We start from the raw sequence: 26,171 nt of genomic DNA, 5'->3' as shown, positions 1-26,171 counted from the left end.
CGGGCGGAAGCACCGCCCCTTCCAAAAGAAAAAGCCGGAGCGCGCGAGCGCCCCGGCTTTTTCGTGTCGATACTTTGCCGGCCGCGCCTATTCCTTCACGGCGCCGGCGAGCGAGGAGACATAGTGGTTCACGAAGAAGGAATAGAGGATGCAGATCGGCAGCGAGCCCACCAGAGCCCCGGACATCAGCGCGCCCCAGCGATAATTGTCGCCGTCCGTAAACACGGTAACGATGGCGATGGGCACGGTCTTGTTCGCCTCCGACTGGATGAACACCAGCGCGTAGATGAACTCGTTCCAGCACAAGGTGAAGCAGAAGATGCCGGCCGAGATCAGGCCCGGTATCGCCAGCGGCAGGATGATTTTCAGCAGAATCTGCAAGCGCGAGGCCCCGTCCATCAGGGCGCACTCCTCCAGCTCGTAAGGAATGGTCTTGAAATAGCCGATCAGCAGCCAGGTGGAGAACGGGATCAGGATGGTCGGATAGGTCAGGATCAGCGCGAACGGGCTGTCGAACAGCCCATAGGTCGAGACCACCACCGCGAGCGGGATGAACAGAACCGAGGGCGGCACCAGATAGGCGAAGAAGATCATCACGCCGACGAAGCGCGCGCCGCGAAAGCGGATCCGCGTGATGGCATAGGCCGCCAGAACCGAGGCGGCCAGAGACAGCGCGGTGGCGGTCACCGAGACCATCATGGTGTTGAGCAGCCAGCGCGGATAATGCGAGCCGAACAGCAGGTCCTTCAAATGCTGCAAGGTGGGCTGCCACACCCAGAACGGGTTGAAGGTGTTGAAATCCGTCAGTTCCGCCGTCGATTTGAACGAGGTCAGCGTCATCCAATAGAAGGGGAACAGCAGCACGAACAGGATGATGGTGAGCGGGACATAGAGATAGACCACCCGCTTCGGCAGGGTTTCCAGATAGTCCATGCCCTCGCCCTCGGGCGTGGACTTGATCTTGCGCCCGATCCGGGCCGCCGATGTGTCGGCCATGGCCGCCTCCTTGGGATGGGTCATTGGTCGTTCCCCTGCTGCCATTTCTGCCGCTGCAGGCCGAACCAGGAAATCATGATGGCGCCGAGCAGGAACGGGATCATCGCCACCGCGATGGCCGATCCTTCGCCGAGCTGGCCGCCGAGAATCGCGCGCTGGTAGGAGAGCGTCGCCATCAGGTCGGTGGCATTGGCCGGCCCGCCGCGCGTCAGCACCCAGATCAGCTGGAATTCGGTGAAGGTGAACAGCACCGAGAACGTCATCACCACGGCGATGATGGGCGTGAGCATGGGATAGGTGATGCGGCGGAACATTTGCCAGCTCGACGCTCCGTCGATGGTGGCGGCTTCATAGAGCGAGACCGGCACGGTTTGCAGCCCGGCCAGCAGGGTGATGGCGATGAAGGGAATGCCGCGCCACACATTGGCGAAGATCACGGATGCGCGCGCAAGGTCACGGTCGCCCAGGAAGTTGATGTTGTGGTCGATCAGCCCGAGCGACTTCAGCGACCAGGAGATGACCGAGAACTGGCTGTCGAGGATCCACCAGAAGGCGATGGCCGAGAGCGCGGTCGGCACGATCCAGGGCAGCAGCACCACCGCCCGGATCAGCGCCTTGAAGGGCAGCCGCTTGTTGAGCAGGATCGCCAGGTAGAAGCCGATGACGAACTTGAAGATGCTCGCCCCGGCGGTGAAGATCAAAGTATTCATCACCGCGATGATGAAAACCGGGTCGTCCATCAGCCAGATGTAATTGCCGAGGCCGATGAACTCGCCCGGGCTCCCCATGCGCGTGTCGGTGAAGCTCAGCCACACGCCATAGGCGAGCGGATAGGCCAGGAACAGGATCAAGAACGCCACCGCCGGCAGCATGAACCAGAGGGCCTGGAAGTTTCGATTTCCGCTCAGCGCCATCCACCGCGAGCGGCGGGCGGGCGTTTCCGGCTTGATTGCCACGTTCGCGATGGCGTCTTGGGCGTTCATGATGAGGCTCATCCCGAAATGTCCGCGTTGTGCGCGGGCGTCGTGGGCCGCCCGGCGCGCGGGGCGTCGAGCGGCCAGCGAAAGGCGTTCGGCCTCAGCGATAGATGCGCTGGGCCGAGCGGGCGGCGTTCGCCATGGCTTCCTTCTCGTTCGAGCGCCCGGTGCAGACCGACGCGAACATGTCGACGAGAATGAAGTCGGCGAGTGCCGCCGCCGCGCGCCGGTCGAGCGCGCCGCGGAAGCCGGGCCAGAGGCTGCGGGCGGTGGCCTCGCGGAAGATCTTGATCTTCGGGTCGGAGGTCCAAACCGGGTTGGAATCATAGGCGTTGAGCGTCTGGGTCAGATAGCCGCGCGAGCTTTCCAGCCAGGGGTTCATCTGGTTGGCTTCCATCAGGAACGCCATGAACGCCTTACAGGCCTGCGGATACTTGGTGTATTTGAACGCCACCAGCGGGAAGGCGAGCTGCAGCTCGGTCGGCTTGCCGGCAACCCCGATGGGATAGACGGCATGGTCCATGTCGGCGGCGAGCGCCGCCATCTTGGCCGCCTGGTCCTTGGCCGCCGCGTCCGCGCCCTCCGGCACCTTCGATTGCGCCAGCGCGTTCTGGTAGATCGAGCAGCCGTTGTTGGTGAGATAGCATTCGCCGGCCGCGAACGCCGCATTGTTGGTGGGGTCGAGCCAGGATGCGGTGCCGGGAAGGAAGGTTTCGTAAAGCGCCTTCACATAGCGCAGCGCGTCGGCGGTTTCCGGCGCGTCGATGATGACCTTGCCCTTCTCGTCCACCAGCGAGGCGTTATGGCTCCACAGCGCCCAATGCAGCCAGGCATTGGCGTCGGCGGTGGCGCGGCCGAGCGGCATGCCGGCCGGCGTGTTGTTGGCCTTCAGCGCCTTGCACAGTTCGAGGAAGGCGGCGTTGGTGGTCGGGAATTCCGAGAACCCGGCCTTCTTCATCGCCGAGATGCGGTAGTTGATGTAATTGCCGTTCACCGCGACCGGAATGCAGATCCATTTGTCGCCGCTGCGGCCGAAGGTCGGCGAGGCGCCGATCCAGCCGCCGTATTTGCCGCCGAGATAATCGGCGACGTCGGTGACGTCCACGGCATGGTCCGGGAACAGGTGGGGCAGGGAGAACAGGCCCCAGAACATGTCCGGGCCGCTGCCCACGTTCACCGCCACCGAGGCCTTGGGCTGGATGTCGTCCCAGTTTTCAGACACCACCGTGATCTTGGTGCCGGTGGCCTTGGTGAAGGCCTTCGTGATCGCCATGAAGGCCTTGTCCTCGGCTTCCAGATAGCGGCGCCAACGGGTGATCCGCAGTTCGGATCCCGCTTCCGGCTTCCACGAATTGGTGGCGGCCCAGGCCTTTGCGAAGGAGAGAAGATCAGTGCTCGCGGCCACGCCGACGGCGGCGGCTCCGGTCAGGAATGTGCGACGGTCCAGTGTCATCAGGCTTTCCTCCCACCAGGATCTTCGGAAGCGAGATCCTTTGTTTTTGAGCTTTGAATGCGCAGCTAGTTGAGGCGTGCGCCCGTGACGGCATCGAACAGGTGCTCGACGCCGGCGTCGGGCGCCACGGTGAGCCGGTCGCCCGGCGCGATCGCGAGCCGCTCGCGCAGCACGCAATTGATGTCCTGCCCGGCGATGCGCGCGACCACATGGGTCTCGGCGCCCGTGGGCTCGACCACCACCACCTCCACCGGCACGCCCGCGGGATCGAGGCGCAGATGCTCCGGCCGCACGCCGTAGACCGCCGGGCCCGTCTTCGCCGCGCGCGTCTGGAGCGGCAGCACGATGCCCTGGCCCAGCGCGAAGCCGGCGGGGGTGATCGTCCCGTCGAGAAAATTCATGGCCGGCGAGCCGATGAAACCGGCGACGAACTGGTTCGCCGGGGTGTCGTAGAGCTCGAGCGGCGCGCCGATCTGCTCCACCTGGCCGTCGCGCATCACCACGATCTTGTCGGCCATGGTCATGGCCTCGATCTGGTCGTGGGTCACATAGATCATGGTCGTGCCGAGCTTCTGGTGCAGTTCCTTGATCTCGGCGCGCATGGTCACGCGCAGCTTGGCGTCGAGATTGGAGAGCGGCTCGTCGAACAGGAACAATTGCGGATCGCGCACGATCGCCCGGCCCATGGCGACGCGCTGGCGCTGGCCGCCGGAGAGCTGGCGCGGAAACCGGTCCAGCAGCGCGCCGAGGCCGAGGATCTGGGCGGCGTGGTCCACCCGCTCCGCCACCTTGGCCTTGGGCGCCCGCTGCAAATCGAGCGAAAAGCCCATGTTGGCGCGCACCGTCATGTGCGGGTAGAGCGCGTAGTTCTGGAACACCATGGCGATGTCGCGCTGCTTGGGCGGCACGTCGTTCACCACTCGCTCGGCGATGCGGATCTCGCCGCCGGAGATGCTCTCCAGCCCCGCGATCATGCGCAGCAGAGTGGATTTCCCGCAGCCCGACGGGCCGACCAGCACGACGAATTCCCCGTCGGTGATGTCGATCGACACGCCGTCGATGATCGCGGCGGCGCCGAACCGCTTCTTGACGTCACGAACTTCGACTGAGGCCATGTCTTCATCTCCCGATTGGTGCGAACCGCATTGGCGCGGATGTTCTGTTGGGCCGGCGGCGCATGCGCCGGCCGGGGCGCGTCAATGGATGAATTGCCCGCCGTTCACGTCGAGGATGGAGCCGGTGACGAAACGGGCGAGATCGGACGCCAGGAACAGGCAGACACAGGCGACGTCATCGGCAGTGCCGAGGCGGCCGAGCGGGATGTCGGCGGCGATCTGCGCCTTGCGCTCCGCGCTCATCTTGCCTTGGAAGATGTCGGTGTCGATGGTGCCGGGGGAGACGGCATTGACGCGGATGCGGTCCTTGCCGAGTTCGCGCGCCATCGACTTCGTGAGGCTGTGAACCCCGCCCTTGGCAGCGGCATAGTGCGGGCCGCCGAACAGGCCGCCGCCACGCTGGGCTGCGACCGAGCCGAAGCAAACGATGCTACCGCCGCTTTCGCGCATGTGCGGCACCGCCGCCTGGCACATGTTGAGCGTGCCGCGCAGGCTGACGTCGATCACGAGGTCGAACTTCTCCTGCGTGACCTCCATGAGGCTGTCGCTCTGGCTGACGCCGGCGGCATTCACCACCACGTCGATCCGCCCATATTCGGCCAGCACGGCGGCGATCAGCGCGTGGCACTGGTCGGGATCCGCGACATCGCAGGCAAAGCCGCGATGCGCCGGGCCGATGCCGGCGGCGGCGGCCTCAGCGGCGATGGCGTCGAGATCGACGATCACCACCCGCGCGCCTTCATCGGCGAAGCGTTTCGCCGTGGCGCGGCCGATCCCGCGATCGGACGCCGCGCCCGTTATGATCGCGACCTTGCCTTCGAGCAGCATGTACAAACTCCAGTTGGGTGGCGGCGCCGTCAGTCGGCCGTCCAGCCGCCGTCGATCACGAGGGACGAGCCGGTCATCAGGGCCGAGGCGTCGGAGGCGAGGAACACCACCGCGCCGATCAGGTCTTCCACCTTGCCGATGCGGCCGAGCTTGATCTTGCTCAGCACCTCGGCGCGGAACGCGGGATTGCTCAGGAAATTTCCCGAGAGCGGCGTCTCGATGAAGGTGGGACCCAAGGTGTTGACGCGGATGCCATAGGGCGCGAGGTCCACCGCCATGGCCTTGGTCATGCCTTCCATGGCCCATTTGGAGGCGCAATAGACGGTGCGCGTGGCCGCGCCCACATGGCCCATCTGCGAGGACATGTTGATGATCGAGCCGCCGCGCCCGGCCGCCGCCATGCCGCGCGCCACCGCCTGCGCCACGAAATAGGCGGCGCGCACGTTGAGCCCCATGATGACGTCGAAATCCTCCACCGGCACGTCGAGGAACGGCTTGGTGCGGTTGGTGCCGGCGTTGTTCACCAGGATGTCGTAGGGCGCGCGCCCCTCCAGCGCCGCCGGGATGGTCTCCACGGCGCTCACGTCCATGCACAGCGTATCGGCGGAACCGCCCGCGCGGATGATTTCATCCGCCGCCGCGCCGATCTCGTCGCCCGAGCGGGCGGCGAGGGTGACATGGGCGCCCATGGCCGCGAGCGAACGGGCCGAGGCAAGGCCGATGCCGCGTCCCGCGCCGGAGACCAGCGCGCGCTTGCCGGTGAGGTCGAAGGCGGGGACATATCCGCCCGCCTGGTGAGTGGTGGTGTTCATGGCTAATCCCTATTCCGCGGCTGTGGCATAGGGGATGTTCCGCCCGCCATACCGCCGCACGCGGATGTTGGCCTGCTCGGCATGGCCGGCGAAGCCCTCCAGCATGCACAGGCGCGAGCAATATTCCCCGATCATCGCCGAGGCGGCGTCGGTGGTGACGCGCTGGTAGGTGACGGTCTTGATGAACTTGCCGACCCAAAGCCCGCCGGTGTAGCGGGCAGCGCCCAGCGTCGGCAGGGTATGGTTGGTGCCGATCACCTTGTCGCCGAACGCCACATTGGTGCGCGGGCCGAGGAACAGGGCGCCGTAATTGCGCATGTTGTTGAGGAAATAATCCGGGTCGCGGGTCATCACCTGCACATGCTCGGAGGCGATGCGATCGGCCTCGCGGACCATTTCCTCATAATCGTCGCAGACGATCACCGCGCCATAATCGGCCCAGGATTTCGCGGCGATCTCGCCCGTGGGCAGGATGGTCAGCAGGCGCTCCACCTCGGCCATGGTCTCGCGCGCCAGCTTCTCCGAATTGGTGAGCAGGATGGCGGGGGAGTTGGGCCCGTGCTCCGCCTGGCCGAGCAGGTCGGTGGCGCACATTTCCGCGTCCACGCTCTCGTCGGCGATGACGAGCGTTTCGGTGGGGCCGGCGAACAGGTCGATGCCGACGCGGCCGAACAGCTGGCGCTTGGCCTCCGCCACGAAGGCGTTGCCGGGGCCCACCAGCATGTCCACCGGGGAAATGGTCTGGGTGCCGATGGCCATGGCGCCGACCGCCTGCACGCCGCCGAAGCAATAGATCACGTCCGCACCCGCGAGATGCTGGGCGGCGACGATGGCGGGCGCCGGCTTGCCGTGGAACGGCGGGGCGCAGGTGACGATATTGGGCACGCCCGCTACCTTCGCCGTGACCACCGACATATGGGCGGAGGCGAGCAGCGGATATTTGCCGCCCGGCACGTAGCAGCCGACCGAATTCACCGGGATGTTCTTATGGCCGAGCACCACGCCCGGCAGCGTTTCCACCTCGATGTCCTGGAGCGCGGCGCGCTGGTGCTGGGCGAAATTGCGCACCTGCTCCTGGGCGAACTTGATGTCCTCGATATCGCGCGCGGAAAGCTCGGCGAGGCAGTCGCGGATCTCGCGGTCGGTGAGGCGATAATCGGCGCGGTCCCAGCCGTCGAACTTCACCGAGAGCTCGCGCACCGCATCGTCGCCGCGCGCCTCGATGTCGGCGAGAATGCCTTCCACCACGGCGCGCACCTTGGCCTGGTCGGCGGCCTTGTCGGCGCTCTGGCGCCCTTCCTTGAGTATCCGCATGGTCTGCTCCCGCCACCTTGCGTGGCTTTTCGGGTTGTGAAGAAGCCGCGGCTCAGGCCGCGTCGCGCGTCTTGGGGGGCACCGGCTCGACGCCGGCCCAGTCCTCGATCACCGAGGAGATGCGCGAGCAATCATCCTTGCCCATGCCCTGGCTCATGAAGAACTGCCACATCTGGCGTACCGATGAGCCGAGCCACATGGGCACGCCGGCGCGGTCCGCCTCTTCCAGGCACAGCACCACGTCCTTGTGCATCAGCTCGGTGCGGAAGTTCTGATTGTAGGTGCGCGGCACCACGAAGTTCGGATAGGCGACTTCCGAGACCCAGGAGCGGCCGGAGCCGGCATTGATCACCTGGAACAGCAGCGCGGGGTCGATGCCGCCCTTTTCCGCGAACGCCATCGCCTCGCCCACCGCGATCATGTTGGTGGCGGTGAGGATGTTGTTGGCGAGCTTCACGGTCTGCGCCTGGCCGACCTCGGTGCTGATCTCCACCACCGCGCGCGCGAAGCTGTCGAAGAAGGGGCGGGCCTTCTCCACCGTCGCCTTCGGGCCGGCGGTCATCACCGCCAGCGTGCCGTTGACGACGCCGATCGGCCCGCCGCTCACCGGCGCGTCGAGGGTGGCGACGCCGTTCTTGCCGAGCACGTCCGCGACGTGGCGGATCATGGTCGGGCCGATGGTGGACATGTCCACATAGTGCCGCATGGCGCTGCCCTCGCAGAGCCCGTTCTCGCCCAGCGCGACATGCTCCACGATGGCGGGAGTGGGCAGGGACGAGAACACGATCTCCGCGACATCGGCCACCGCGCGCGGGCTCGTGGCGGCGGTGGCTCCGAGCGCGACGGCGCGGTCCACGGCGGCCTGGTTGAGGTCATAGACATGGACGGCGAGGCCCTTGCCGCGCGCGCGCTCCACCATGGCCGCGCCCATGGCGCCGAGGCCGACGAAACCGTAGGTTTGCGGGACGTTCGAGGTGCTGGAAGACATCGCAAATTCCTTCGCTGGGCCGGGCGTCACGGCTGGGCGTGGCGCGGCTGCGCATCGTGGTCGTAGAGTTCGAGAATGGCGGAGGTGTCCCGCTCGCTGCCGCCGAGGGCGACATAGCGGTCGTAGAGGCGCAGGGCCTCGTCCATCATGGGGGTCGGGGCGCCGGCGGCGTCCGCCAGCTCCTTCACCATGTGCATGTCCTTGACGAGCTGGCGGGTATAGGCGCGCGGGCGGAAGTCGCGTTCGGCGAAGCGCGGGAAGATCTGGCGCAGCAATTCCCCGTCCGCATGCCCGCCGCTGACGCAGGCGGGAACACGCGCCACGTCGATGCCGGCCTGTTCCGCGAGCTTGGCGCCCTCGGCCAGCACCACATAGAGGCAGGAGACCATCAACTGGCTGACCATCTTGGCGGTCAGCCCGGCGCCGGTGGGCCCCACATGGGTGAAGGCGGAGGAAATATCCGCGAACAGCGGCGCAAGGCGCTCGATCTCGTCCTTCGGGCCGCCGGCCATCACGGCGAGCTTTCCCTCCGCGGAGGCGGGCGGGCCGCCGGAGACCGGTGCGTCGATCCAGGCGCAGCCCGTCTGTGCGGCGAGGCGCGCGGCGAAGGCGCGGCAGCGCTCCACCTCGATGGTGGAGAAATCCACCAGCACCTGCGGCGGCCGCATCACCTGCGCGACGCCGTCCGGCCCGAACACCGCCTGCTCGACCGCCGCCGGGGTCGGCAGGTTGAGCAGCACCGCATTCGCGCCCGCCACGGCATCGGCGGGATCGAGCGCGGGCCGGGCGCCCGCAGCCACGGTCTCGGCCAGGCGGTCGGCGCTGACGTCGTAAGCATGCACCTCGTGCCCGCGCGCCACGAGACGCGCGGCCATGGGGCCGCCCATCAGGCCCACGCCGATATAGGCGAATGTGAGCCTAGTCGATGGCATAGAAGCGGATCGCGTTGTCGTGGAACAGCTTGGTGCGCTCCTCCAGCGAGAAGCCGGAGGTGATGGTCTTGTAGCCGCTGAAGATCGTATCGAGATCGCCGCAGACGCTGTCGACCGGGAAATTGCTGCCGAACATGCAGCGGTCCACGCCGAAGAAATCGATGATGGAAAGAACGATGTCGCGGTTATTGTCCACGGTCCAGGGAATGCCCGGCAGGCCGATGCCGGAGATCTTCACCGCCACGTTCGGGCACTTGGCGAAGGCGCGCATGGCGGCCTTCCAGCCGGTGATGCCGTTCTCGCTGCGATCCGCCGGCAGGCCGGAATGCAGCAGGATGATCTGCGTATCGGGAAACGCGCGGGCGAGGTCTGCGGCATCGTCCAGGTGCCACCAATGGGTTTGCAGATCGAACCGCAGGCCGTTCGGCTTCAGGTGCGCGAAGCCCTTGCGCCACACTGGGTCCATCATGGTGCTCTGCATCGAGGTGCCGGGCACTTTGCTGCCCACGGGCTTGTGGCGCACGCCGCGCACGAACGGGAAGTCCGCCAGGCGCTCCAGCACCTCGGCGACATTGGGCTGGTCCATCCAGGCCTGGCCGACGGCGACATTGGGCCAGCCGGTCTGCTTGCGCAGCTCGGCGATGAATTCCATCTCGCCGATGGGGTCGGCGGGGTCCCATTCCGCCTCGATATAGACGGTCTTCACCACCTGGTGGCCCTTGGCGTCCTTCTTATAGTCTTCGGGATAATATTTGCGGCAGATGGCGGAGTAATCGCCATAGCGGAACGGAATCAGCGGCTTTTCGCACAGCCAGGGGTAATTCTGGGTGAAGGGGTCCCAGAAATGGACATGCGCGTCGACCATCGGGAAAGAATCCACGACAACAACCTCCCTTATTCTTCGTTCGCGCGGCCTCAGGCGGAGGCGGCGGCGCTGGATGTCACAATGGGGGCGGGGGCAGCCCTGCCGGGCGCCAGGCTCGCAGCCAGAAGCAGGGTGGCGCGCATCGCGCCGGGATGGGCCTTGCCCTGGCCCGCGATGTCGTAGGCGGTGCCGTGGGCGGGGGTGCAGATGGGGAAGGGGAAGCCACCGAAAAGGACCACGCCCTTCTCGAAATTCATCAGCTTCATCGCGATCTGACCCTGGTCGTGATACATGGTCAGAACTGAGTTGAAGTCGCCGCGCGTGGCGCGCACGAACACCGTGTCCGGCGAGAACGGGCCGTCGCAATCAATGCCGCGCGCGCGGCCCTCGGCGACGGCGGGGGCGATCACCTCGATCTCCTCGCGTCCGAAATTGCCGTTGTCCCCGGCATGGGGATTGAGCCCCGCCACCGCGATCTTCGGATGGGCGACACCGCCGGCGCGCATGATGCGATCGGTCATCACCAGCCGCCCCAGCACCGCCTCGCGGGTGATGAGCGGGGCGACCTTCGAGAGCGGCACGTGGGAGGTGACGCGCCCGGTCCAGATGTCGGCCACGTTGAATTCGGCGACGCCGCTGCCCGGGCCGAGGATCTCCGAGATGAAGACGATCTCGTCCTGGTAAGAGGGATAGGCGAGGCGCATCGCGTATTTGTTGAAGGGCGTGAAGCACAAAGCGTCGAGCACACCCGCGTCGGCAAGGCGGATGCCGGTGCGGAAATTCTCCAGCGCGAAGGCGCCGCCCGCGCGGGTGGGCTCGCCGGCCGGCAGGTGGCTCAAATCGGCTTCGCCGCCCACCTCGACCATCACATGGCCGGGCGCAGCGGCAATCGCCTCGCGGCTGAGATCCTGGAGCGGCAGGGCGGGCAGATCGAGGGCGATTCCACAAGTGGCGGCGCCGGCGTCCAGCATCCGCCGGTTGCCGAGCACGACGAGCTGCATGGCTCCGCCGATCGCCGGGTCGGTCAGCATCATGGCGGCGAGTTCGGCGCCGATGCCCCCGGGATCGCCCATGGCGAGGCCCATGACACACCGATCCTGCCCGCTGATGGCGGCGGAAAATCCCATGCTCGGCTCCTCCCAAGGGGCGATCTGTCGCCGCCCTCTCAAAGTGCATACAGTGTTCTGCACGCAGTGGGCAGCCGCTTGCAAGCATTTTTTTTTGCGCTAGACACGAGAGGGAACAACTTCGAGTTTGCCGTGACCTTGCTCCGTGGGCCAACCGCCGCCGTGGATTATCAGGAGGTGCCGATTCAGCAGCGCACGCTGCATGATGAAGTCGCCATGCGTATTCGCGACATGATCGTGGAAGGGCGCCTCGACCCTGGAAGCAGGATCAATGAAGTTCAGCTGGGAAAATCGCTCGGTGTCTCACGGACGCCTTTGCGAGAGGCGCTGAAGACGCTCGCCAGCGAAGGTCTGGTGGATCTGGTGCGCAACAAGGGCGCCATCATCCGCAAATTCGCGCTGGATGAAACCATCGACATGATGCGCGCCCTTGGCGCGATCGAGCAGACCTGTGCGCGCATTGCGTGCGAAATCGCGAGCGACGAGGAGATCGCCCGCTTCCGCGCCACCCATGAGGAGATGATTGCCGACTATGAGGCGCGCAATCGCCTCGCTTATTTCAAGCTCAACCAGCAGCTTCACCAATTACTGGTGGATATGTCCCACAACGAGACGCTCGCGCGCTTTCACCGCACCGTGCAGGAGCGTTTGCGGCGGGTGCGCTTCATCGGCAACGACAAGCCGAAAATCTGGACCGAGGCGGTCAAGCAGCACATTGAAATGGCGGATGCATTGGCGGCACGGGACAAGGAAAGATTGCATCTCGTCCTGGAGCGCCATCTGGACCTGACGCTCCACCGCCTTCAGGATGTCTCGCAGGAGAGCGAGCTTTAGCCTCGCCCGCGGACGTCAGCCCAGCAGCACGTTGTCCGGCCCGAAGAAGGGATATGGCCCGGCATAGGGACCGATAAAGCTGAGATGGGTCAGCAGCCGTCCGCCCACGAAACGGTGCAGATGCAGGGCGGGCGGTTCCAGGTGGAACGTGGGCGGAGCGGCGGGGTCGAGATCGAGGCTCACCGCATGGGCGGGCGAAGGGCCGATGGAGGCCGGCACCCCAGCGAAGCGGGTGAGAATCGAGCGATGCACATGCCCACACACCACTGCGAGTACATGGGCGTGGCGCGTCACAACCGCTTCCAGCGCCTCTGCGTCGCGCAAATTCTGCAGGTCCATATGATGGATGCCGGTGAGGAACGGCGGATGGTGGAGGGCGATCAAGGTCGGCCGGTCGGGAGTCGCCGCGAGGGTCTCGTCCAGCCACGCGCGGGTGGCCGCGCCGAGTTCGCCGTGTGAGGCGCCGGGCAGGGACGAATCCAGCATCACGAGGCGGACGGGAAAATCATCCACCACATAATTCAGCTTGCCCGCCTGCGCCCGCGCCGCGATCTGCGGGAATGCCGCCGCGACGCCGGGCGTGCTGTCGTGATTTCCGGGAATGGGCAGCAGCGGCATGGGCAGCGCGTCGGTGAGCGCGCGGAAGCGGGCGTATTCGTCCGGCCGGTCGAAATCGGTGAGGTCGCCCGTCACCAACACCACGTCGGGGCGTGGCGCGAGCGCGCGGAGATGCTCCACAGCGCGCTCCAGAAGGGCGGCGGTGTCCACCACCCCATAGGCCAGCGTGCCGGAGGGGCGGATATGGGTATCGGTCAACTGGGCAATCAGCATGGGCTCACACCGGAACGAGGCGGGAAGGGTCGATGGCGAGGCCCACACGGGCGCCGAGCGTCAGCGCGTCCTCGGGGGCGGTTTCTACGATGATGCGGGTCCCGTCGGGCGCAGCCAGCACCACACGCTGTCGCGCGCCGAGGAAATGCACCTGGGCGATGGTGAAGTGAAGCCCGGTCTCTTCCGGGGCGCAGATGCGCGCAACTTCCGGCCGGAACGCCAGCGCCGCCTGTGCGGCGTCCGCGCCAGCATGGGGCAGGCACCCGGCGGCGGTCTCGAAGCGGCCGTTGCGCACGCTGCCTTCCAGACGATTCGTGGTGCCGACGAAGCCGGCGACGAAGGCGTCGGCGGGGTGGAAATAGATCTCGCGCGGGGTGCCGATCTGGGCGATGGCGCCCTGGCGCATCACCACGATGCGGTCGCCCAGCGCGAGCGCTTCCGCCTGGTCGTGGGTGACATAGATGGCGGTGATGGCGAGGCTGCGCAAAAGCGCGTCGATCTCGGTGCGCAGATGCTCGCGCAAGGCGGCGTCGAGCGCGGTCAGGGGCTCGTCCAGCAGGATGGCGCGGGGCCGCACCGCGAGCGCACGGGCCAGCGCCACCCGCTGGCGCTGGCCGCCGGAAAGCTGGTCGATGCGGCGGGTGGCGAGGGTGTCGATGCGCATCATCTCCAGCACCTCGGCGGCGCGCTTCAGCCGCTCCGCTTTGGGCACGCCGCGCACGCGCAGGCCGTAGGAGACGTTCTCGATAACGTTCATGTTGGGGAACAGGGCATAGGATTGGAACACCATGCCCACATGGCGCTTCTCGATGGGCAGCGCGGTCACGTCGGCGCCGTCGAAGGTCACGGTGCCGCCGGCGTCGGGCGCCTCCAGCCCGGCGATGATGCGCAAGGTCGTGGTCTTGCCGCAGCCCGAGGGACCAAGCAGCACCAACGTCTCGCCGGCCGCGATGGAGAGATCCAGCGGCTCCAGGGCGCGGGTGCCGTCGGCGAAGGTCTTGGCGCAGCGCGTCAGCGCGATGGCTGCGCCATGGCCGGCGAGAGCGGAGGCGGGGGCGGGCGGGGCAGAGTGGCTCACGGGCGGGTTTTCCGGTTCATGGCCCGGCGCTCGCCGCCGACGAACTGGATGGCGAGCAGCAGGGGCACGATCATGATGAAGAAGACGAGCGTATAGGCGCTGGCGATTTCGAGCCGCATGGAGGCATAGCTGTCGGCCAGCCCCACGGGCAAGGTGGCGGTCAGCGGCGTGTGCAGCATCCAGGTGAGGTTGAATTCGCCGATGGAGAGCGTCACCACCATCAGCGCGCCGGCGAGGATCCCCGGCCGCGCATTGGGCACCACCACCTGGATGAAGCGCTGCCAGGGCGAGGCGCCAAGGCTCGCCGCCCCTTCCTCCAGCGTGCGCACGTCCACGGCCGTGAGCACCGCCATCACCGCCCGCAGCATGAAGGGCAAGGTGTAGAGCACGTGCCCCACCAGGATGAAGGCATCGCTCGCCCGGAACGCGCGGATGCCGCCATAGGCCAGGATCAGCGCCAGCGCCAAGGCAAGGCCGGGAATGGCGACGGGCAGGGTCACGATCTCTTCCACCAGGCGCGAGAAGCGGCCGGGCTTGCGCACCAGCGCCCAGGCGGCGGGCACGCCGATCAGCAGCGTGACCGCGAGCGTGCCGAGCGCGATCAGGATCGAGCGGAAGATCGTGGGGGCATAAAGTCCCCACACTTGCCCCACCCATTCCAGCGTGAGGCCGGAGCGCACCCCCTGGAAATAATTGACCGTAAGGCCCGCAAGTATGCTCGTGAGGGCCGGTACAACCAGAAAAGCGGCCGCAAGCAGCGTCACGAGCAGTTGGAAGGCGAAAACGAGGGGTTTGGTGCGCATGGCTCTCACCCCGCCGCCGCGACGCCGGCGCCGGCGAAATTGCGCGTCGCCGCCAGCACGCCCCAGGTGATCAGCCCGAGCGCCAGCGACAAGGCGCAGGCGCTGGAGAAATTCGCGGCCAGGGTGAATTCGGTATAGATCGTCATGGCCAGCACATCTATGCGGGTGGCGAGCGTGAACGCGGTGCCGAACGCCCCCATGGCGGTGGCGAACGCGATGGCGCCGCAGGCCATCAGCGCCGGCGCCAGCCCCGGCAGGATCACGTCGCGCAGCACCTCGAACCGCCCCGCGCCCAGCGAGCGCGCGGCTTCCGACAGGGCGGGATCGAGCTTTTCCGCCGCCGCCATCAGTGTCACCAGCACCCGCGGCAGGGAGAAATACACATAGCCCGCGAACAGGCCGGCCATGGAATAGGCGAACACCCATTTGCCGAGCCCGAGGCTCTGGGTGATGCCGCCGAGCAAGCCTTGCCGGCCCGCCAGCAGGATGATCATGAAGCCCACCACCACGCCGGGAAAGGCGAGCGGCAAGGTGAGCATGGAGACGAGCAGGGCGCGGCCGAAGAAGCGGTTCTGCGCCAGGAACAGCGCGGCCACCGTGCCGATGGCGAGCGTCGCCAGCGTCACCCCGGCGGAGAGCGTGAGGGTGGCAATCAGGGTCGCGAAATGGCGGGGATTGGTGAGGATGAGGAGATATTCCGCCATCCCGTTCGGCCCCGCGCCGGCCACCGCCACCACCCGCACCAAAGGCAGCAGGAAGAAGGCGAGCACGAACACGCCGAGCGGCAGCAGCAGGATATTGGCCAGTCGATCGGCGCTGTTCATGGCTTTCACACGTTCGATGGGAACCGAAGGATACGTGGCTCCCTCTCCCGCTTGCGGGGGAGGGCTGGGGAGGGGGAATGCGGCCGGCCCCGGCACGCTTCCGCCCGTCGCACGATTCCTTGCTACGCCGAGGCCCTAGACCGTCTGCGGCCGAACCCGCCGCCGCGCTCCGACCCCCTCCCAACCCTCCCCCGCAAGCGGGAGAGGGCTTTTGTGGGGCACCCGGGGCACGCGACCGCCTATTTCACCTCGGCGAGATACTTGTCCGAGAAGCCCTTCTGCACGCTCTCCATCTTGCCGTAGTCCACCGGCTTGGCGCGGGCGTAATCTGCGGCGGGCAGGAAGCGGTCGGCGACCTCCTTCGGCAGCGGCACGTCGCGCACCGGGCGCAGATAGGCGGCCGCCCACATGGCCTGTCCCTTGTCGGACAGCACATAGTCCAGCACCTTCTTGGTCGCTTCGGGATGCGGGTCGTTCTTCACCATGGTCATCACATAGGGAACGACGATCGAGCCCTCGCAGGGAATGACGAAGGCGAAATTGCCCTTCTCGCTGTATTTGGCGCGATAGGCGTTGAAATCATAATCGAACAGGATCGGGATCTCGCCGGAGACCACGCGGGCATAGGAGGTCTGCTTCGGCACGATCGGCTGGTTGGCGGCGAGCTTCTTGAAGAAGTCGAGGCCGGGGGCGAAATTCTCCAGCGAGCCGCCGAGCGCGTTATTCACCGCCACCGCGCCCACATAGCCGACGAAGGCGCTGGAGGGGTCCAGATAGCCCACCATGCCCTTGTATTCGGGCTTCAAGAGGTCCGCCCAGCAGGCCGGCACCGGCGCGCCGCCGAGCGCATCCTTGTTGATGAACAGGCCGAGCGTGCCGGAATGGATGGTGAACCAATGGCCCTGCGGATCCTTCAGGCCGGCGGGGATCTGCGAGAAATTCTTCGGCTCATAGGCCTGGGTGACGCCGGCTTCCTTGGCCTTGATGCCGAAGGTGACGCCGAGATAGGCCACGTCCGCCACCGGGCTCGCCTTCTCGGCGATGATCTGCGCCAGGGACTGGCCGGAATTCTTGTTGTCCGGCGGCACTTCGACGCCGGTATCGGCCTTGATGGCCTTGAGCATGCTGCCCCAATCGGCCCATTCGGTGGGGCAATTGTAGCAGATGGCGTCCGCCGCCTTGGCGGGTGCGAGCGTGGCGGCAGGCAGGAGCGCGGCCGCGAGCAGCGGCGCGGCGAGCAGGGACTTCAAGGCTGAGAAAGTCATGCCGTGGTCTTTCATAGGGTCGCACAAAGGGGTGCCCGGCCCAGAGGGCCGGACGGGTCGGGAACGCGGTACGAAAGGCGGGCCGTCAGGCGGCCGGGGCGCGCGATCCGCCCGCGGGCGGATCGGAGGAATGGAGGGCGGCGCCGGGGTCCGGCGGCGCTGCGGCGAGGGTGCCGGTGAGGCGCAGATGATAGGGTAGGTGCTCCACCGCCCGTCCCGTTGCGCCATCGAACATGTCGAACAGCCGCTCGATGGCGCGCGCGCCCATGAGGCGGGTCGGCTGGTCGACGGTGGAGAGTTCCGGCGTCACGAGACGGCCGATGGCGATGCCGTCGAACCCCGCCACCGACATGTCGGCGGGGACGCAAAGCCCCATGGCGCGAACAGCCGCGATGATGGAGAGCGCCAGCAGATCGTTGGAACAGATCATGGCGGTGGGCCGCCCGTGCGCCGCGAACAGGCTTTCCAGCGCGGCGCGATGGGCCGGGGCGTCGGCGATATAGTCCAACTCCAGCACCGGTTCCGGCGCAAGGCCGTGCGCCCCCATGGCGGCGAGATAGCCCTGGTGGCGCAGGCGCGAGCGATCGGACGAGGAGAAGCGCCCGGCGATGAAAAGGATGCGCCGATGCCCCTGGGCGATCAGCGCCTCGGTCAGCGCGCGGGTGGCGCCGGCATTGTCCACGGTCACGGCGGGGCGGGAAATGCGCTGCGGCTCGTTATAGACCAGCACATAGGGGATGCCCTCGGCGTCCAGCATATCGAGGGTGGGATTGGCGTCCGGGTCGGCGACGGTGAGCACGAGGCCCGCCACGCTCTGCGCCACCAGCGTATCCACCACGCTGCGTTCACGCGCGGGATCGTAATCGGTGGCGGTGACCAGAAGCGCATGCCCGCGCACCCGCGCTTCCGCCTCGATGCCCGCAACGGAACTCGCGAACACCGGATTGGTGAGGCTCGGGATCACCACGCCGACGGTGCGGGTGCGCAGGGTCTTGAGCGAGCGGCCGATCTCGCTCGGGCGGAAGTCCAGCTCGGCGATCGCGGCGCGCACGCGCGCCTCGGCCTCCGCACTGGCGCGCGCCGTGCCATTGATGACGCGGCTGACCGTGGCGATGGAGCAGCCGGCACGCTCGGCGACGGTTCGTATGGTGACGGTGCGCGCCAAGACGGCTCCCCGGATTGAGTATGTAACCGTTTACACGGCTCTCCTAGGGCCGCGATGTTACAGCCGTATGACGTGGCCGACGCGGATTGTCGGAACGGCAGGGCGATGGGATAAGGAGGACGGCGCGCAGCGGCGTGGCCACGGGCGGGATCGACAGAACGCAATGCCTTTAGCCAAAATCAAGGTGGACCGGCTCTATAAGCAAATCGCGCAGGCGCTGATCGCCCATATGGAGTCCGGCGCCTTTCGGCCGGGCCAGGCCCTGCCGGCGGAACGCGAACTGGCCAAGCAGCTCGGCGTCAGCCGCACTTCGGTGCGCGAGGCGCTGATCTTCCTGGAGATTGAGGGGCGGGTGGATATCCGCACCGGCCAAGGCGTCTATGTGCGCGACCCGGCTCTCTCATCCACGCCCGCGCCCGACATTCACGGCGTCAGCGCGGAGGAGCTTCTGGCGGCGCGCGAGGTGGTGGAGGGCCGCACCGCCGAGCTTGCCGCGCTCAATGGTTCGGACGCGCAGAAGGCTGCGCTGCGCCAGATCACCGAGGCGTTCGACGATCATCCCGTGAGCACCGAGGCGTTCCTGGCCCACGACAAGCGGTTTCACCTGCTGATCGCGGCGATGTCGGGCAACCGGGTGCTGAGGCAGGTGGTCGAGTTTCTCTGGACCACGCGCGACGATGCGATGTTCCGGCACCTGGAAGCCAAGTATGCGGAAGACGAATTGCCGCTGCTCCTGAATGAGGATCATCGGCGGATCGCCGAGGCGATCCTGGCGGGCGATGCGGCGGCGGCCGCGGCCCGCATGCGCCGGCATCTTCAGAATGTCCATGCGCATCTGTTCGAAAAGGCGGCCACGATGGCACCCCAGCCCGCGCGCGAACGCACGTAATAGAAGCGCCCAATAGAAGGGCCCAATAGAAGAGCCCACGAGCGCTGGCCGGCAAGTCGCTGGGCAAGCGGCTCGCCGGAAAAGCCGCTAGCTGGGCAGGGGAGCGCGGGCCCGCGCCAAGGCACTGCTGGCCCCTTCCCAGAGCCCGTTTAGATAGGCCGCGCCGAGCGCGCGATCATGCAGGCCGTAGCCGGGCCGCCCAGCCTCACCCCAGATCATGCGGCCGTGATCGGGCCGGAAATAGCCCGTAAAGCCGATCTCGACATAGGCGAGTACGATTTCGGCCATGTCCAGCGAGCCGGCGCGGGAGAGATGCGCGCATTCGACAAAGCTGCCATCCGGCTGTGCCTGCACGTTGCGCATGTGGGCGAAATGGACCCGGCCGCGTCCGCCGAACTCGCGCACCATGGCGGGCACGTCGTTGGCCAGGTCCGCGCCGAGCGCCCCCGAGCACAGGGTGAGACCGTTGGCGGGTTCGTCCACCGCATCGAGGATGCGGGCAAGATCGGCCCGGTTCTTGGCGATCCGCGGCAGGCCGAAAATGGACCGCGGCAGATCATCCGGGTGGATCGCCAGGGCGATGCCGGCGGCGCGGGCGGCGGGGATCACGCGCTGGAGAAAATAGATCAGATGCTCCCGCAAGGCGTCCTCGTCGACGTCGGAATATTCCCCGAGGAGGAAGCGCAGTTCCTCCGGTCCGTAGCGCAGGTCCCAGCCGGGCAAAAAGGTGCCTTCGCTCGGGTCGACGCGGCCGGCCGTGCGGGCATCGAACGCAAGGGTGGTGGAGCCGTCCGGCAGCTTGAAGTCGAGCGCCGTGCGCGTCCACTCGAACAGAGGTATGAAATTATAGCAGACCACCTTGACCCCGGCCTTGCCGAGCCGGGAAAGGGTCTCGCAGAACACCCCGATCAGCCGGTCGCGGCTCGGCTTGCCGAGCTTGATGTCCTCGTGCACCGGCACGCTCTCGATGACCTCGAGCGCAAGGCCGTGCGCCTCCACCTCGCGCTTGAGCGCGAAAATCTCCTCAAGCGGCCACGGATGGCCCGCCGGAACCCCCTGCACCGCGGAGGCGATGCCATGCAGGCCCGGGATCTGGGCGATGTTCGCGAGCGGGACGGGATCATCCTTTCCATACCAGCGGAACGTCATCTTCATTGCGACCTCCTGCGGGGCGCGGCTCGGCATTATGATACTGGTACGGTGGCTGGACCAGTTGTGTAATCCAACGGACAAATCCACTTCAACGCCCTTGACGAGCCCGAAATGTCGCGCGTGCTTTTCCGACAGAAAACGTTTCACCGAAATTAAACGATGTGCGAAGAGATCAATGAGAACATATTGCGAACATCGAACAAAACAGGTACAAATTCCGGGTAGCGAATAATCCTTGCACCCGGCGGAGCACACAGCGATGACTCAGTCCACACTCAGACTCGTCGAAGGTTCCTCCATGGATAAGACGAAAGCGCTCGACGCCGCGCTCTCACAGATCGAGCGGCATTTCGGCAAGGGCTCGATCATGCGGCTCGGCAAGAGCGGCAAAGCCATTGAAATTGAAAGCATTCCTTCCGGGTCATTGGGGCTGGACATCGCGCTGGGCATCGGCGGGCTGCCGCGCGGCCGGGTGGTCGAGATCTTCGGCCCCGAATCGTCCGGCAAGACCACGCTGGCCCTGCATACCGTTGCAGAAGCTCAGAAAAAGGGCGGCGTCTGCGCCTTCATCGACGCCGAGCATGCGCTCGATCCCATCTATGCCCGCAAGCTCGGCGTAAATCTGGACGATCTCCTTATTTCTCAACCGGATGCGGGCGAACAGGCGCTTGAGATCTGCGACACGCTGGTGCGCTCCGGCGCGGTGGATGTGCTGGTGGTCGATTCGGTCGCCGCCCTCACCCCGCGGGCCGAACTGGACGGCGAGATGGGCGACAGCCAGCCGGGCATGCAGGCCCGCCTGATGAGCCAAGCCCTGCGCAAGCTGACCGCGTCCATTTCCAAGTCCAATACCATGGTGATCTTCATCAATCAGATCCGCATGAAGATCGGCGTGATGTATGGCTCGCCCGAGACCACGACCGGCGGCAACGCCTTGAAGTTCTACGCCTCTGTACGCCTCGACATCCGCCGCATCGGGATGATCAAGGAGCGTGACGAGGTGATCGGCAACCAGACCCGCGTCAAGGTGGTGAAGAACAAGCTGGCGCCTCCGTTCAAGCAGGTGGAGTTCGACATCATCTATGGCGAAGGCGTCTCCAAGACCGGCGAACTGCTCGATCTCGGCGTGCGCGCCGGGGTGGTGGAAAAGTCGGGCTCCTGGTTTTCCTACGACAGCCAGCGGCTCGGCCAGGGACGCGAGAACGCCAAGGCCTTCCTGAAGCAGAATGCGGAAGTCGCAGGGCGAATCGAAGCGGCCGTGCGTCAGAACGCAGGTCTGATCGCCGAGCAGATCCTCGCTGGTCCCGACGAGGAGGACGCCGCCGAGGCTGCCGAGGATTGAGGATCCGCCTGGAGTTTCGGGAATAGGAAGGCGGGGCTCGGCTCCGCCTTTTGAAGCCGTGGGCACGATTTTGCCCGGCCCGCGGTGACGCGCGCGGGCGGGGTCACAGCACCCTGGCGGGGAGGCGCTGGAAACGCTTTTCTGGACAAGCGGAAACGGCATCGTTAAACGATCTTCGCTTGCGCATGAGGGCTTTGGCGTTTGTCCTGGCCGTGCGAGAACCGACGCCGCGCCCGTCCGCGCGTCGGGATAAATCCAGTCAAGGGTATGGTGGCCGGCACATGAGCGGCGTGAATGAGATCCGGTCGACCTTCGTCGATTATTTCGTGAAGCAGGGCCACGAGGCGGTGCCCTCCTCGCCTCTGGTGCCGCGCAACGACCCGACGCTCATGTTCACCAATGCGGGCATGGTGCAGTTCAAGAATGTTTTCACAGGCATGGAGAAGCGCCCCTATTCGCGGGCTGTGACTTCCCAGAAATGTGTCCGCGCCGGCGGCAAGCATAATGATCTGGACAATGTCGGCTATACGGCCCGGCACCATACCTTCTTTGAAATGCTCGGCAATTTCTCGTTCGGCGATTATTTCAAGGACCGCGCGATCGAGCTTGCCTGGAACCTGGTCACCCGCGAATTCGAATTGCCGAAGGACCGGCTCCTGGTCACGGTCTATTCCGAGGACGACGAGGCGCACGCCTTGTGGAAGAAGATCGCCGGCCTATCGGACGATCGCATCATCCGCATCTCCACCTCCGACAATTTTTGGGCCATGGGGGACACCGGGCCCTGCGGTCCGTGTTCGGAAATTTTCTTTGATCACGGCGCGCATATTCCCGGCGGGCCTCCGGGCTCGGCGGACGCCGACGGCGACCGTTTCATCGAGATCTGGAATCTCGTGTTCATGCAATATGAGCAGCTTCCGGGCGGGGAACGCCTGGCGCTGCCGCGCCCCTCGATCGACACCGGCATGGGGCTCGAGCGCATTTCCGCCCTCCTGCAGGGCACGCACGACAATTACGAAACCGACCTGATGCGGGCGATCATCGCCGAGGTGGCGGACTTGACGGGCGTCTCCCCGGACGGTCCGCAGAAGGCAAGTCATCGAGTCATCGCCGATCATCTGCGCGCCTCCGTCTTCCTCACCGCCGATGGCGTGCTGCCGTCCAACGAAGGCCGCGGCTACGTGCTGCGGCGCATCATGCGGCGCGCCATGCGCCACGCCCAGCTTTTGGGCGCACGCGATCCGCTCTTGTATCGCCTCGTGCCGATTCTGGTGCGCGAAATGGGCCGCGCTTATCCCGAGATTGTTCGGGCCGAAGCGCTCGCAACGGAGACGTTGCTTCTGGAGGAGCGTCGGTTCCGCCGCACGCTCGAACGCGGGCTGTTGATTCTGGAGGAAGAAAGCGCCGGCCTCATCAGCGGTGCGCGTTTTCCGGGCGACGTGGCGTTCAAGCTTTACGATACTTACGGGTTCCCGCTTGATTTGACCGAGGACGCGTTGCGCGGCCGCGGCATTCATGTGGACACCGACGCCTTCAAGACCGCGATGGAGCGCCAGAAGGCGGATGCCCGCGCGGCTTGGCAGGGCTCTGGCGAGGCGGCGACGGACGCAGTCTGGTTTGCCTTGCGTGAGCGCGAGGGGGCGACGGAATTCCTCGGCTACGACACGGAAAGTGCCGAGGGCGTGGTGCGCGCCCTGGTTCGCGATGGTGTCGAGGTCAATGAACTCAAGGCGGGCGAGCAGGGGCTGCTGGTGGTGAACCAGACACCCTTCTATGGCGAGTCCGGCGGGCAGGTGGGAGATAGCGGGAAGCTCGCGGGCGAGAGCGGGCTCGTTGCCGAAATCCTCAACACCCAGAAGAAGTTGGGCGACCTGTTTGTGCACGACGTCAAGGTGACGGACGGGGCGCTCCGGGTGGGGGCTGCGGTCGCGCTGACGGTGGACCACGCACGCCGCTCGGCCGTGCGGGCCAATCATTCCGCCACTCACCTGCTGCACGAAGCGTTGCGGCGCGTGCTTGGCGACCATGTGGCCCAGAAGGGGTCGCTCGTGGCGCCGGACCGACTGCGCTTCGATTTCAGCCACCCCAAGCCACTTTCGCAGGCCGAGCTAACGCGGGTGGAGGACATCGCCAACGCCTATGTGCTGCGGAACGAGCCCGTGGACACGCGCCTCATGGCGGTGGACGAGGCCATTGAATCCGGAGCTCGGGCGCTGTTCGGCGAGAAATATGGCGACGAAGTTCGCGTCGTCTCCATGGGCACCGACCCCGGCAATGGCGCGCCTTATTCGGTGGAACTGTGCGGCGGAACCCATGTGTCGCGGACCGGCGACATCGGCATCGTCACGATCGTTTCGGAAGGCGCGGTGGCGTCCGGAGTTCGGCGTCTCGAAGCTCTGACAGCGACGACCGCCCGCCATCATCTCAATGCGGCCAATGCGGCATTGCAATCGGCGGCTGCGGCGCTCAAGGCTCCGGCGGGTGAGCTCGAGACGCGCGTCACCGCGCTCGTCGAGGAGCGGCGCAAGCTTGAGCGCGAACTCTCCGACCTGCGCAAGCGCCTTGCCATGGCGGGTGGCGGAGCGGCAGATACCGGGCCGCAGATCGTTGAAGTGAACGGCACCCGCTATCTGCGCATCGCCATGAGCGGCGCCGATCCAAAGGATCTGAAGTCCATCGTGGATGAGGGCAAGGCCAAGATCGGATCGGGTGTGGTCGCCGTCGCGAACACGGCGGCCGACGGCAAGGGCGGTCTGGTGGTGGGCGTGACCGCCGATCTTACCGGCCGGTTCGATGCGCAGATCCTGGTGCGCGCAGGCGTTGAGGCGCTAGGTGGCAAGGGGGGCGGCGGCCGGCCCGACATGGCCCAGGGCGGTGGCCCGGACGGCAGCAAGGCCGATGCAGCCCTCGCGGCGATCGAAAGCGTGCTCGCCGGCTGAGTCCTTGTCGAAGGCGGCTCAGGTTTGGCGGGGGGCCAAGCACGAGCGCTGCCCGCAGGCGACGAAGGGTGTCTGCGCCGGCGCACGCCTGGATCGGGGCCTGGCCCGGTGACGGGGTCGCTGCGTGCCAAGGGGGCGAGGGGGGCCGCTTTGACGGGCGCTTGGCCTGGGACTTGTGTATCGTCGGTTCAGGCACTGCGCGCTGCGGTATCCCTGTGGCGATTCGACCCTGGGCCGTGGGACTTTCGCTTTGGGGGCACGGCGGACATCGTGCGACGATGGTGGCTCGCGCTCTCGGGCCTCTCCGTCCCCGGACGCGACGCCACGCTTTAAGGGAGAACCGGCCACAGATGCCGGCCGCAGGGCAGAAGCCGCCTTCTTCGCTTTCCCTCTGGCGCCTGCCACGGCACGCCATGCGCAAGCGCATGTTCGCCATCCTGGAGCGGGACTCCGTTCACGATACCACGGCGCAGATCGTGCACGCCCTTCTGATCGTGCTCATCCTCGCGAACACATTTGCCGCCATCGTCGAAACCGTGCCGAGCATCGGCACGCCCTATCAGGCGGGCCTGCACGTGTTCGAGCTGGTGTCGTTCGTGATCTTCGCGGTCGAATATGGCCTGCGGCTGTGGGCCGCGCCGGAACATCCGCGGTTTCGCGGGATGCCTTCCGGCCGCGCGCGCCTCAATTATGCCGCGACGCCGGCAGCCATCATAGATCTGTTGGCCGTCATGCCGTTCGGCCTCGTGCTGCTGCTGAACGCCGACCTGCGCATCTTCGCCCTGTTCCGCCTGGTGCGCTTCATGAAGCTGGCGCGCTATTCGCCGGGCATCGCCTCGCTTCTGGAGGCGATCCGGATCGAGCGACATGCGCTGCTCGCCTGCCTCGGCATCATCGCCGCCGTGGTGCTGCTCGCCGCCTCGGTCATGTATGTGGTGGAGCATGAGGCGCAGCCGGACAAGTTCGGCTCGATCCCGCTCGCGGCCTGGTGGGCGGTGGTCACAGTGACGACGGTCGGCTACGGCGATGTGGTGCCGGTCACGCTCGCGGGGCGCATGGTGGCCGGCGTCACCATGATCACGGGGCTCGTCATGCTGGCCCTGCCGGTGGGCATCATCACATCGGCGTTCGCAGATGTGATCCGTCGCCGCGAATTCGTGGTGAGCTGGGGCATGGTGGCCCGCGTGCCATTGTTCGCGGAATTGGATGCGGCGGGGATCGGGGAGATTCTGCGCCTTCTTTCTTCCCACACCGCCGAGCCCGGCGAAGTGCTCATGCGGCGCGGGGATGTGGCGCGCTCGATGTTCTTCATTCTCTCGGGCGAGGTGCAGATCGAGTTGGAATCGGGGCCGTTGCGCCTGGGCGAAGGGCATTTCTTCGGGGAGATGGCCTTGCGCACCGGCCGGCTGCGCAGCGCCACGGTGCGAGCACTCTCCCGCACGCAATTGCTGATCCTGGACGGGAGGGATTTTACCGACCTTCTGGCCCGCAGACCGGAAATCGCGGACCGGATCGCCGACCTCGAGCACCGCGAGGAAGCGCCCCATGCGCTGCGGCCGAGGGGGGATATTTCACCGGAGGAACTCGGCGAGGCGGACCGTCAGCCGTCCTCGGAAGACTGAAGGGACGGGGCGCCGCAGGG

The 26,171-nt window shown here is 66.4% G+C and carries 23 protein-coding genes; 5 read left to right on the top strand and 18 right to left on the bottom strand.

The genetic code is table 11. The features are described from left to right. Window positions 1-87: 87 nt before the first annotated feature. From V5F78_RS10925 to V5F78_RS10875, 11 genes are all read right to left on the bottom strand, one after another. The gene (locus tag V5F78_RS10925) at window positions 88-996 is read right to left on the bottom strand and encodes a carbohydrate ABC transporter permease (RefSeq protein WP_394068513.1); all 909 of its coding nucleotides are present in this window, start codon (window positions 994-996) and stop codon (window positions 88-90) included. A 20-nt stretch (window positions 997-1,016) separates the two neighbouring features. Next, window positions 1,017-1,910 carry a carbohydrate ABC transporter permease gene (locus V5F78_RS10920; RefSeq protein ID WP_394068514.1) on the bottom strand — a complete coding sequence of 298 codons (894 nt, stop codon included), beginning with the start codon at window positions 1,908-1,910 and terminating at the stop codon, window positions 1,017-1,019. Window positions 1,911-2,073: 163 nt separating this feature from the next. Beyond that, window positions 2,074-3,426, bottom strand: a complete 1,353-nt coding sequence (locus tag V5F78_RS10915) for an ABC transporter substrate-binding protein (protein WP_394068167.1) — start codon at window positions 3,424-3,426, stop codon at window positions 2,074-2,076. 65 nt (window positions 3,427-3,491) lie between these two features. Beyond that, a complete protein-coding gene (locus tag V5F78_RS10910) occupies window positions 3,492-4,541 on the bottom strand; it encodes an ABC transporter ATP-binding protein (RefSeq protein ID WP_394068169.1) in 1,050 nt (349 codons plus the stop codon). An 81-nt stretch (window positions 4,542-4,622) separates the two neighbouring features. Next, window positions 4,623-5,369 (bottom strand): SDR family NAD(P)-dependent oxidoreductase, encoded by a 747-nt coding sequence (locus V5F78_RS10905; protein ID WP_394068171.1) that lies wholly within the window; start codon window positions 5,367-5,369, stop codon window positions 4,623-4,625. A gap of 29 nt (window positions 5,370-5,398) precedes the next feature. Beyond that, the gene (locus V5F78_RS10900; protein ID WP_394068173.1) at window positions 5,399-6,181 is read right to left on the bottom strand and encodes an SDR family NAD(P)-dependent oxidoreductase; all 783 of its coding nucleotides are present in this window, start codon (window positions 6,179-6,181) and stop codon (window positions 5,399-5,401) included. A gap of 9 nt (window positions 6,182-6,190) precedes the next feature. After that, window positions 6,191-7,495 (bottom strand): histidinol dehydrogenase, encoded by a 1,305-nt coding sequence (gene hisD / locus V5F78_RS10895; RefSeq protein WP_394068175.1) that lies wholly within the window; start codon window positions 7,493-7,495, stop codon window positions 6,191-6,193. Window positions 7,496-7,547: 52 nt separating this feature from the next. After that, window positions 7,548-8,483 (bottom strand): NAD(P)-dependent oxidoreductase, encoded by a 936-nt coding sequence (locus tag V5F78_RS10890; protein WP_394068176.1) that lies wholly within the window; start codon window positions 8,481-8,483, stop codon window positions 7,548-7,550. Between the two features lie 26 nt (window positions 8,484-8,509). After that, window positions 8,510-9,415: an NAD(P)-dependent oxidoreductase gene (locus V5F78_RS10885; protein WP_394068177.1), complete on the bottom strand. Its 906-nt coding sequence runs from the start codon at window positions 9,413-9,415 to the stop codon at window positions 8,510-8,512. Beyond that, window positions 9,402-10,295 (bottom strand): amidohydrolase family protein, encoded by an 894-nt coding sequence (locus V5F78_RS10880; protein ID WP_394068179.1) that lies wholly within the window; start codon window positions 10,293-10,295, stop codon window positions 9,402-9,404. The genes V5F78_RS10885 and V5F78_RS10880 overlap by 14 nt, the downstream gene beginning before the upstream one ends. Window positions 10,296-10,330: 35 nt before the next feature. Beyond that, a complete protein-coding gene (locus tag V5F78_RS10875; RefSeq protein ID WP_394068181.1) occupies window positions 10,331-11,407 on the bottom strand; it encodes a 4-hydroxythreonine-4-phosphate dehydrogenase PdxA in 1,077 nt (358 codons plus the stop codon). Between the two features lie 66 nt (window positions 11,408-11,473). Between V5F78_RS10875 and V5F78_RS10870 the strand changes: the two genes are divergently transcribed. Continuing rightward, window positions 11,474-12,241 carry a GntR family transcriptional regulator gene (locus V5F78_RS10870; RefSeq protein WP_394068182.1) on the top strand — a complete coding sequence of 256 codons (768 nt, stop codon included), beginning with the start codon at window positions 11,474-11,476 and terminating at the stop codon, window positions 12,239-12,241. Between the two features lie 15 nt (window positions 12,242-12,256). Here the strand turns inward: V5F78_RS10870 and V5F78_RS10865 are convergent, their stop codons facing one another. The 6 genes from V5F78_RS10865 to V5F78_RS10840 form a co-directional block, all read right to left on the bottom strand. After that, entirely contained in the window at window positions 12,257-13,072 is an 816-nt protein-coding gene (locus tag V5F78_RS10865; RefSeq protein WP_394068184.1) for a phosphodiesterase, read from the bottom strand. 4 nt (window positions 13,073-13,076) lie between these two features. Beyond that, entirely contained in the window at window positions 13,077-14,150 is a 1,074-nt protein-coding gene (locus V5F78_RS10860; protein WP_394068186.1) for an ABC transporter ATP-binding protein, read from the bottom strand. Further along, entirely contained in the window at window positions 14,147-14,953 is an 807-nt protein-coding gene (locus tag V5F78_RS10855) for an ABC transporter permease (RefSeq protein WP_394068188.1), read from the bottom strand. Before V5F78_RS10855 ends, V5F78_RS10860 begins: the two co-directional genes overlap by 4 nt. Before the next feature lie 5 nt (window positions 14,954-14,958). Next, entirely contained in the window at window positions 14,959-15,777 is an 819-nt protein-coding gene (locus tag V5F78_RS10850) for an ABC transporter permease (RefSeq protein ID WP_394068190.1), read from the bottom strand. Between the two features lie 239 nt (window positions 15,778-16,016). Then, a complete protein-coding gene (locus V5F78_RS10845) occupies window positions 16,017-17,042 on the bottom strand; it encodes an ABC transporter substrate-binding protein (protein WP_394068192.1) in 1,026 nt (341 codons plus the stop codon). 85 nt (window positions 17,043-17,127) lie between these two features. Continuing rightward, window positions 17,128-18,207, bottom strand: coding sequence for a substrate-binding domain-containing protein (locus V5F78_RS10840; RefSeq protein WP_394068194.1), 1,080 nt, complete (start codon window positions 18,205-18,207; stop codon window positions 17,128-17,130). Here V5F78_RS10840 and V5F78_RS10835 point away from each other — a divergent pair. Next, a complete protein-coding gene (locus tag V5F78_RS10835; RefSeq protein ID WP_394068195.1) occupies window positions 18,188-19,096 on the top strand; it encodes a FadR/GntR family transcriptional regulator in 909 nt (302 codons plus the stop codon). The genes V5F78_RS10840 and V5F78_RS10835 overlap by 20 nt on opposite strands. Window positions 19,097-19,183: 87 nt before the next feature. Here the strand turns inward: V5F78_RS10835 and V5F78_RS10830 are convergent, their stop codons facing one another. Further along, entirely contained in the window at window positions 19,184-20,251 is a 1,068-nt protein-coding gene (locus V5F78_RS10830) for a mannonate dehydratase (protein WP_394068196.1), read from the bottom strand. A gap of 256 nt (window positions 20,252-20,507) precedes the next feature. Here V5F78_RS10830 and recA point away from each other — a divergent pair, with 256 nt between their 5' ends. From recA to V5F78_RS10815, 3 genes are all read left to right on the top strand, one after another. Then, window positions 20,508-21,590: a recombinase RecA gene (gene recA / locus V5F78_RS10825; RefSeq protein ID WP_394068198.1), complete on the top strand. Its 1,083-nt coding sequence runs from the start codon at window positions 20,508-20,510 to the stop codon at window positions 21,588-21,590. Between the two features lie 281 nt (window positions 21,591-21,871). After that, a complete protein-coding gene (gene alaS / locus V5F78_RS10820) occupies window positions 21,872-24,529 on the top strand; it encodes an alanine--tRNA ligase (RefSeq protein WP_394068200.1) in 2,658 nt (885 codons plus the stop codon). A gap of 350 nt (window positions 24,530-24,879) precedes the next feature. Beyond that, window positions 24,880-26,151, top strand: coding sequence for a cyclic nucleotide-gated ion channel (locus V5F78_RS10815; RefSeq protein WP_394068202.1), 1,272 nt, complete (start codon window positions 24,880-24,882; stop codon window positions 26,149-26,151). The last annotated feature ends 20 nt before the right edge of the window (window positions 26,152-26,171 follow it).

Source organism: Roseixanthobacter glucoisosaccharinicivorans (assembly GCF_043195095.2).
GTDB lineage: Bacteria > Pseudomonadota > Alphaproteobacteria > Rhizobiales > Xanthobacteraceae > NCEH01.
The sequence above is the reverse complement of the archived record's forward strand: the minus strand, read 5'-3'. Positions and strand labels throughout refer to the sequence as shown.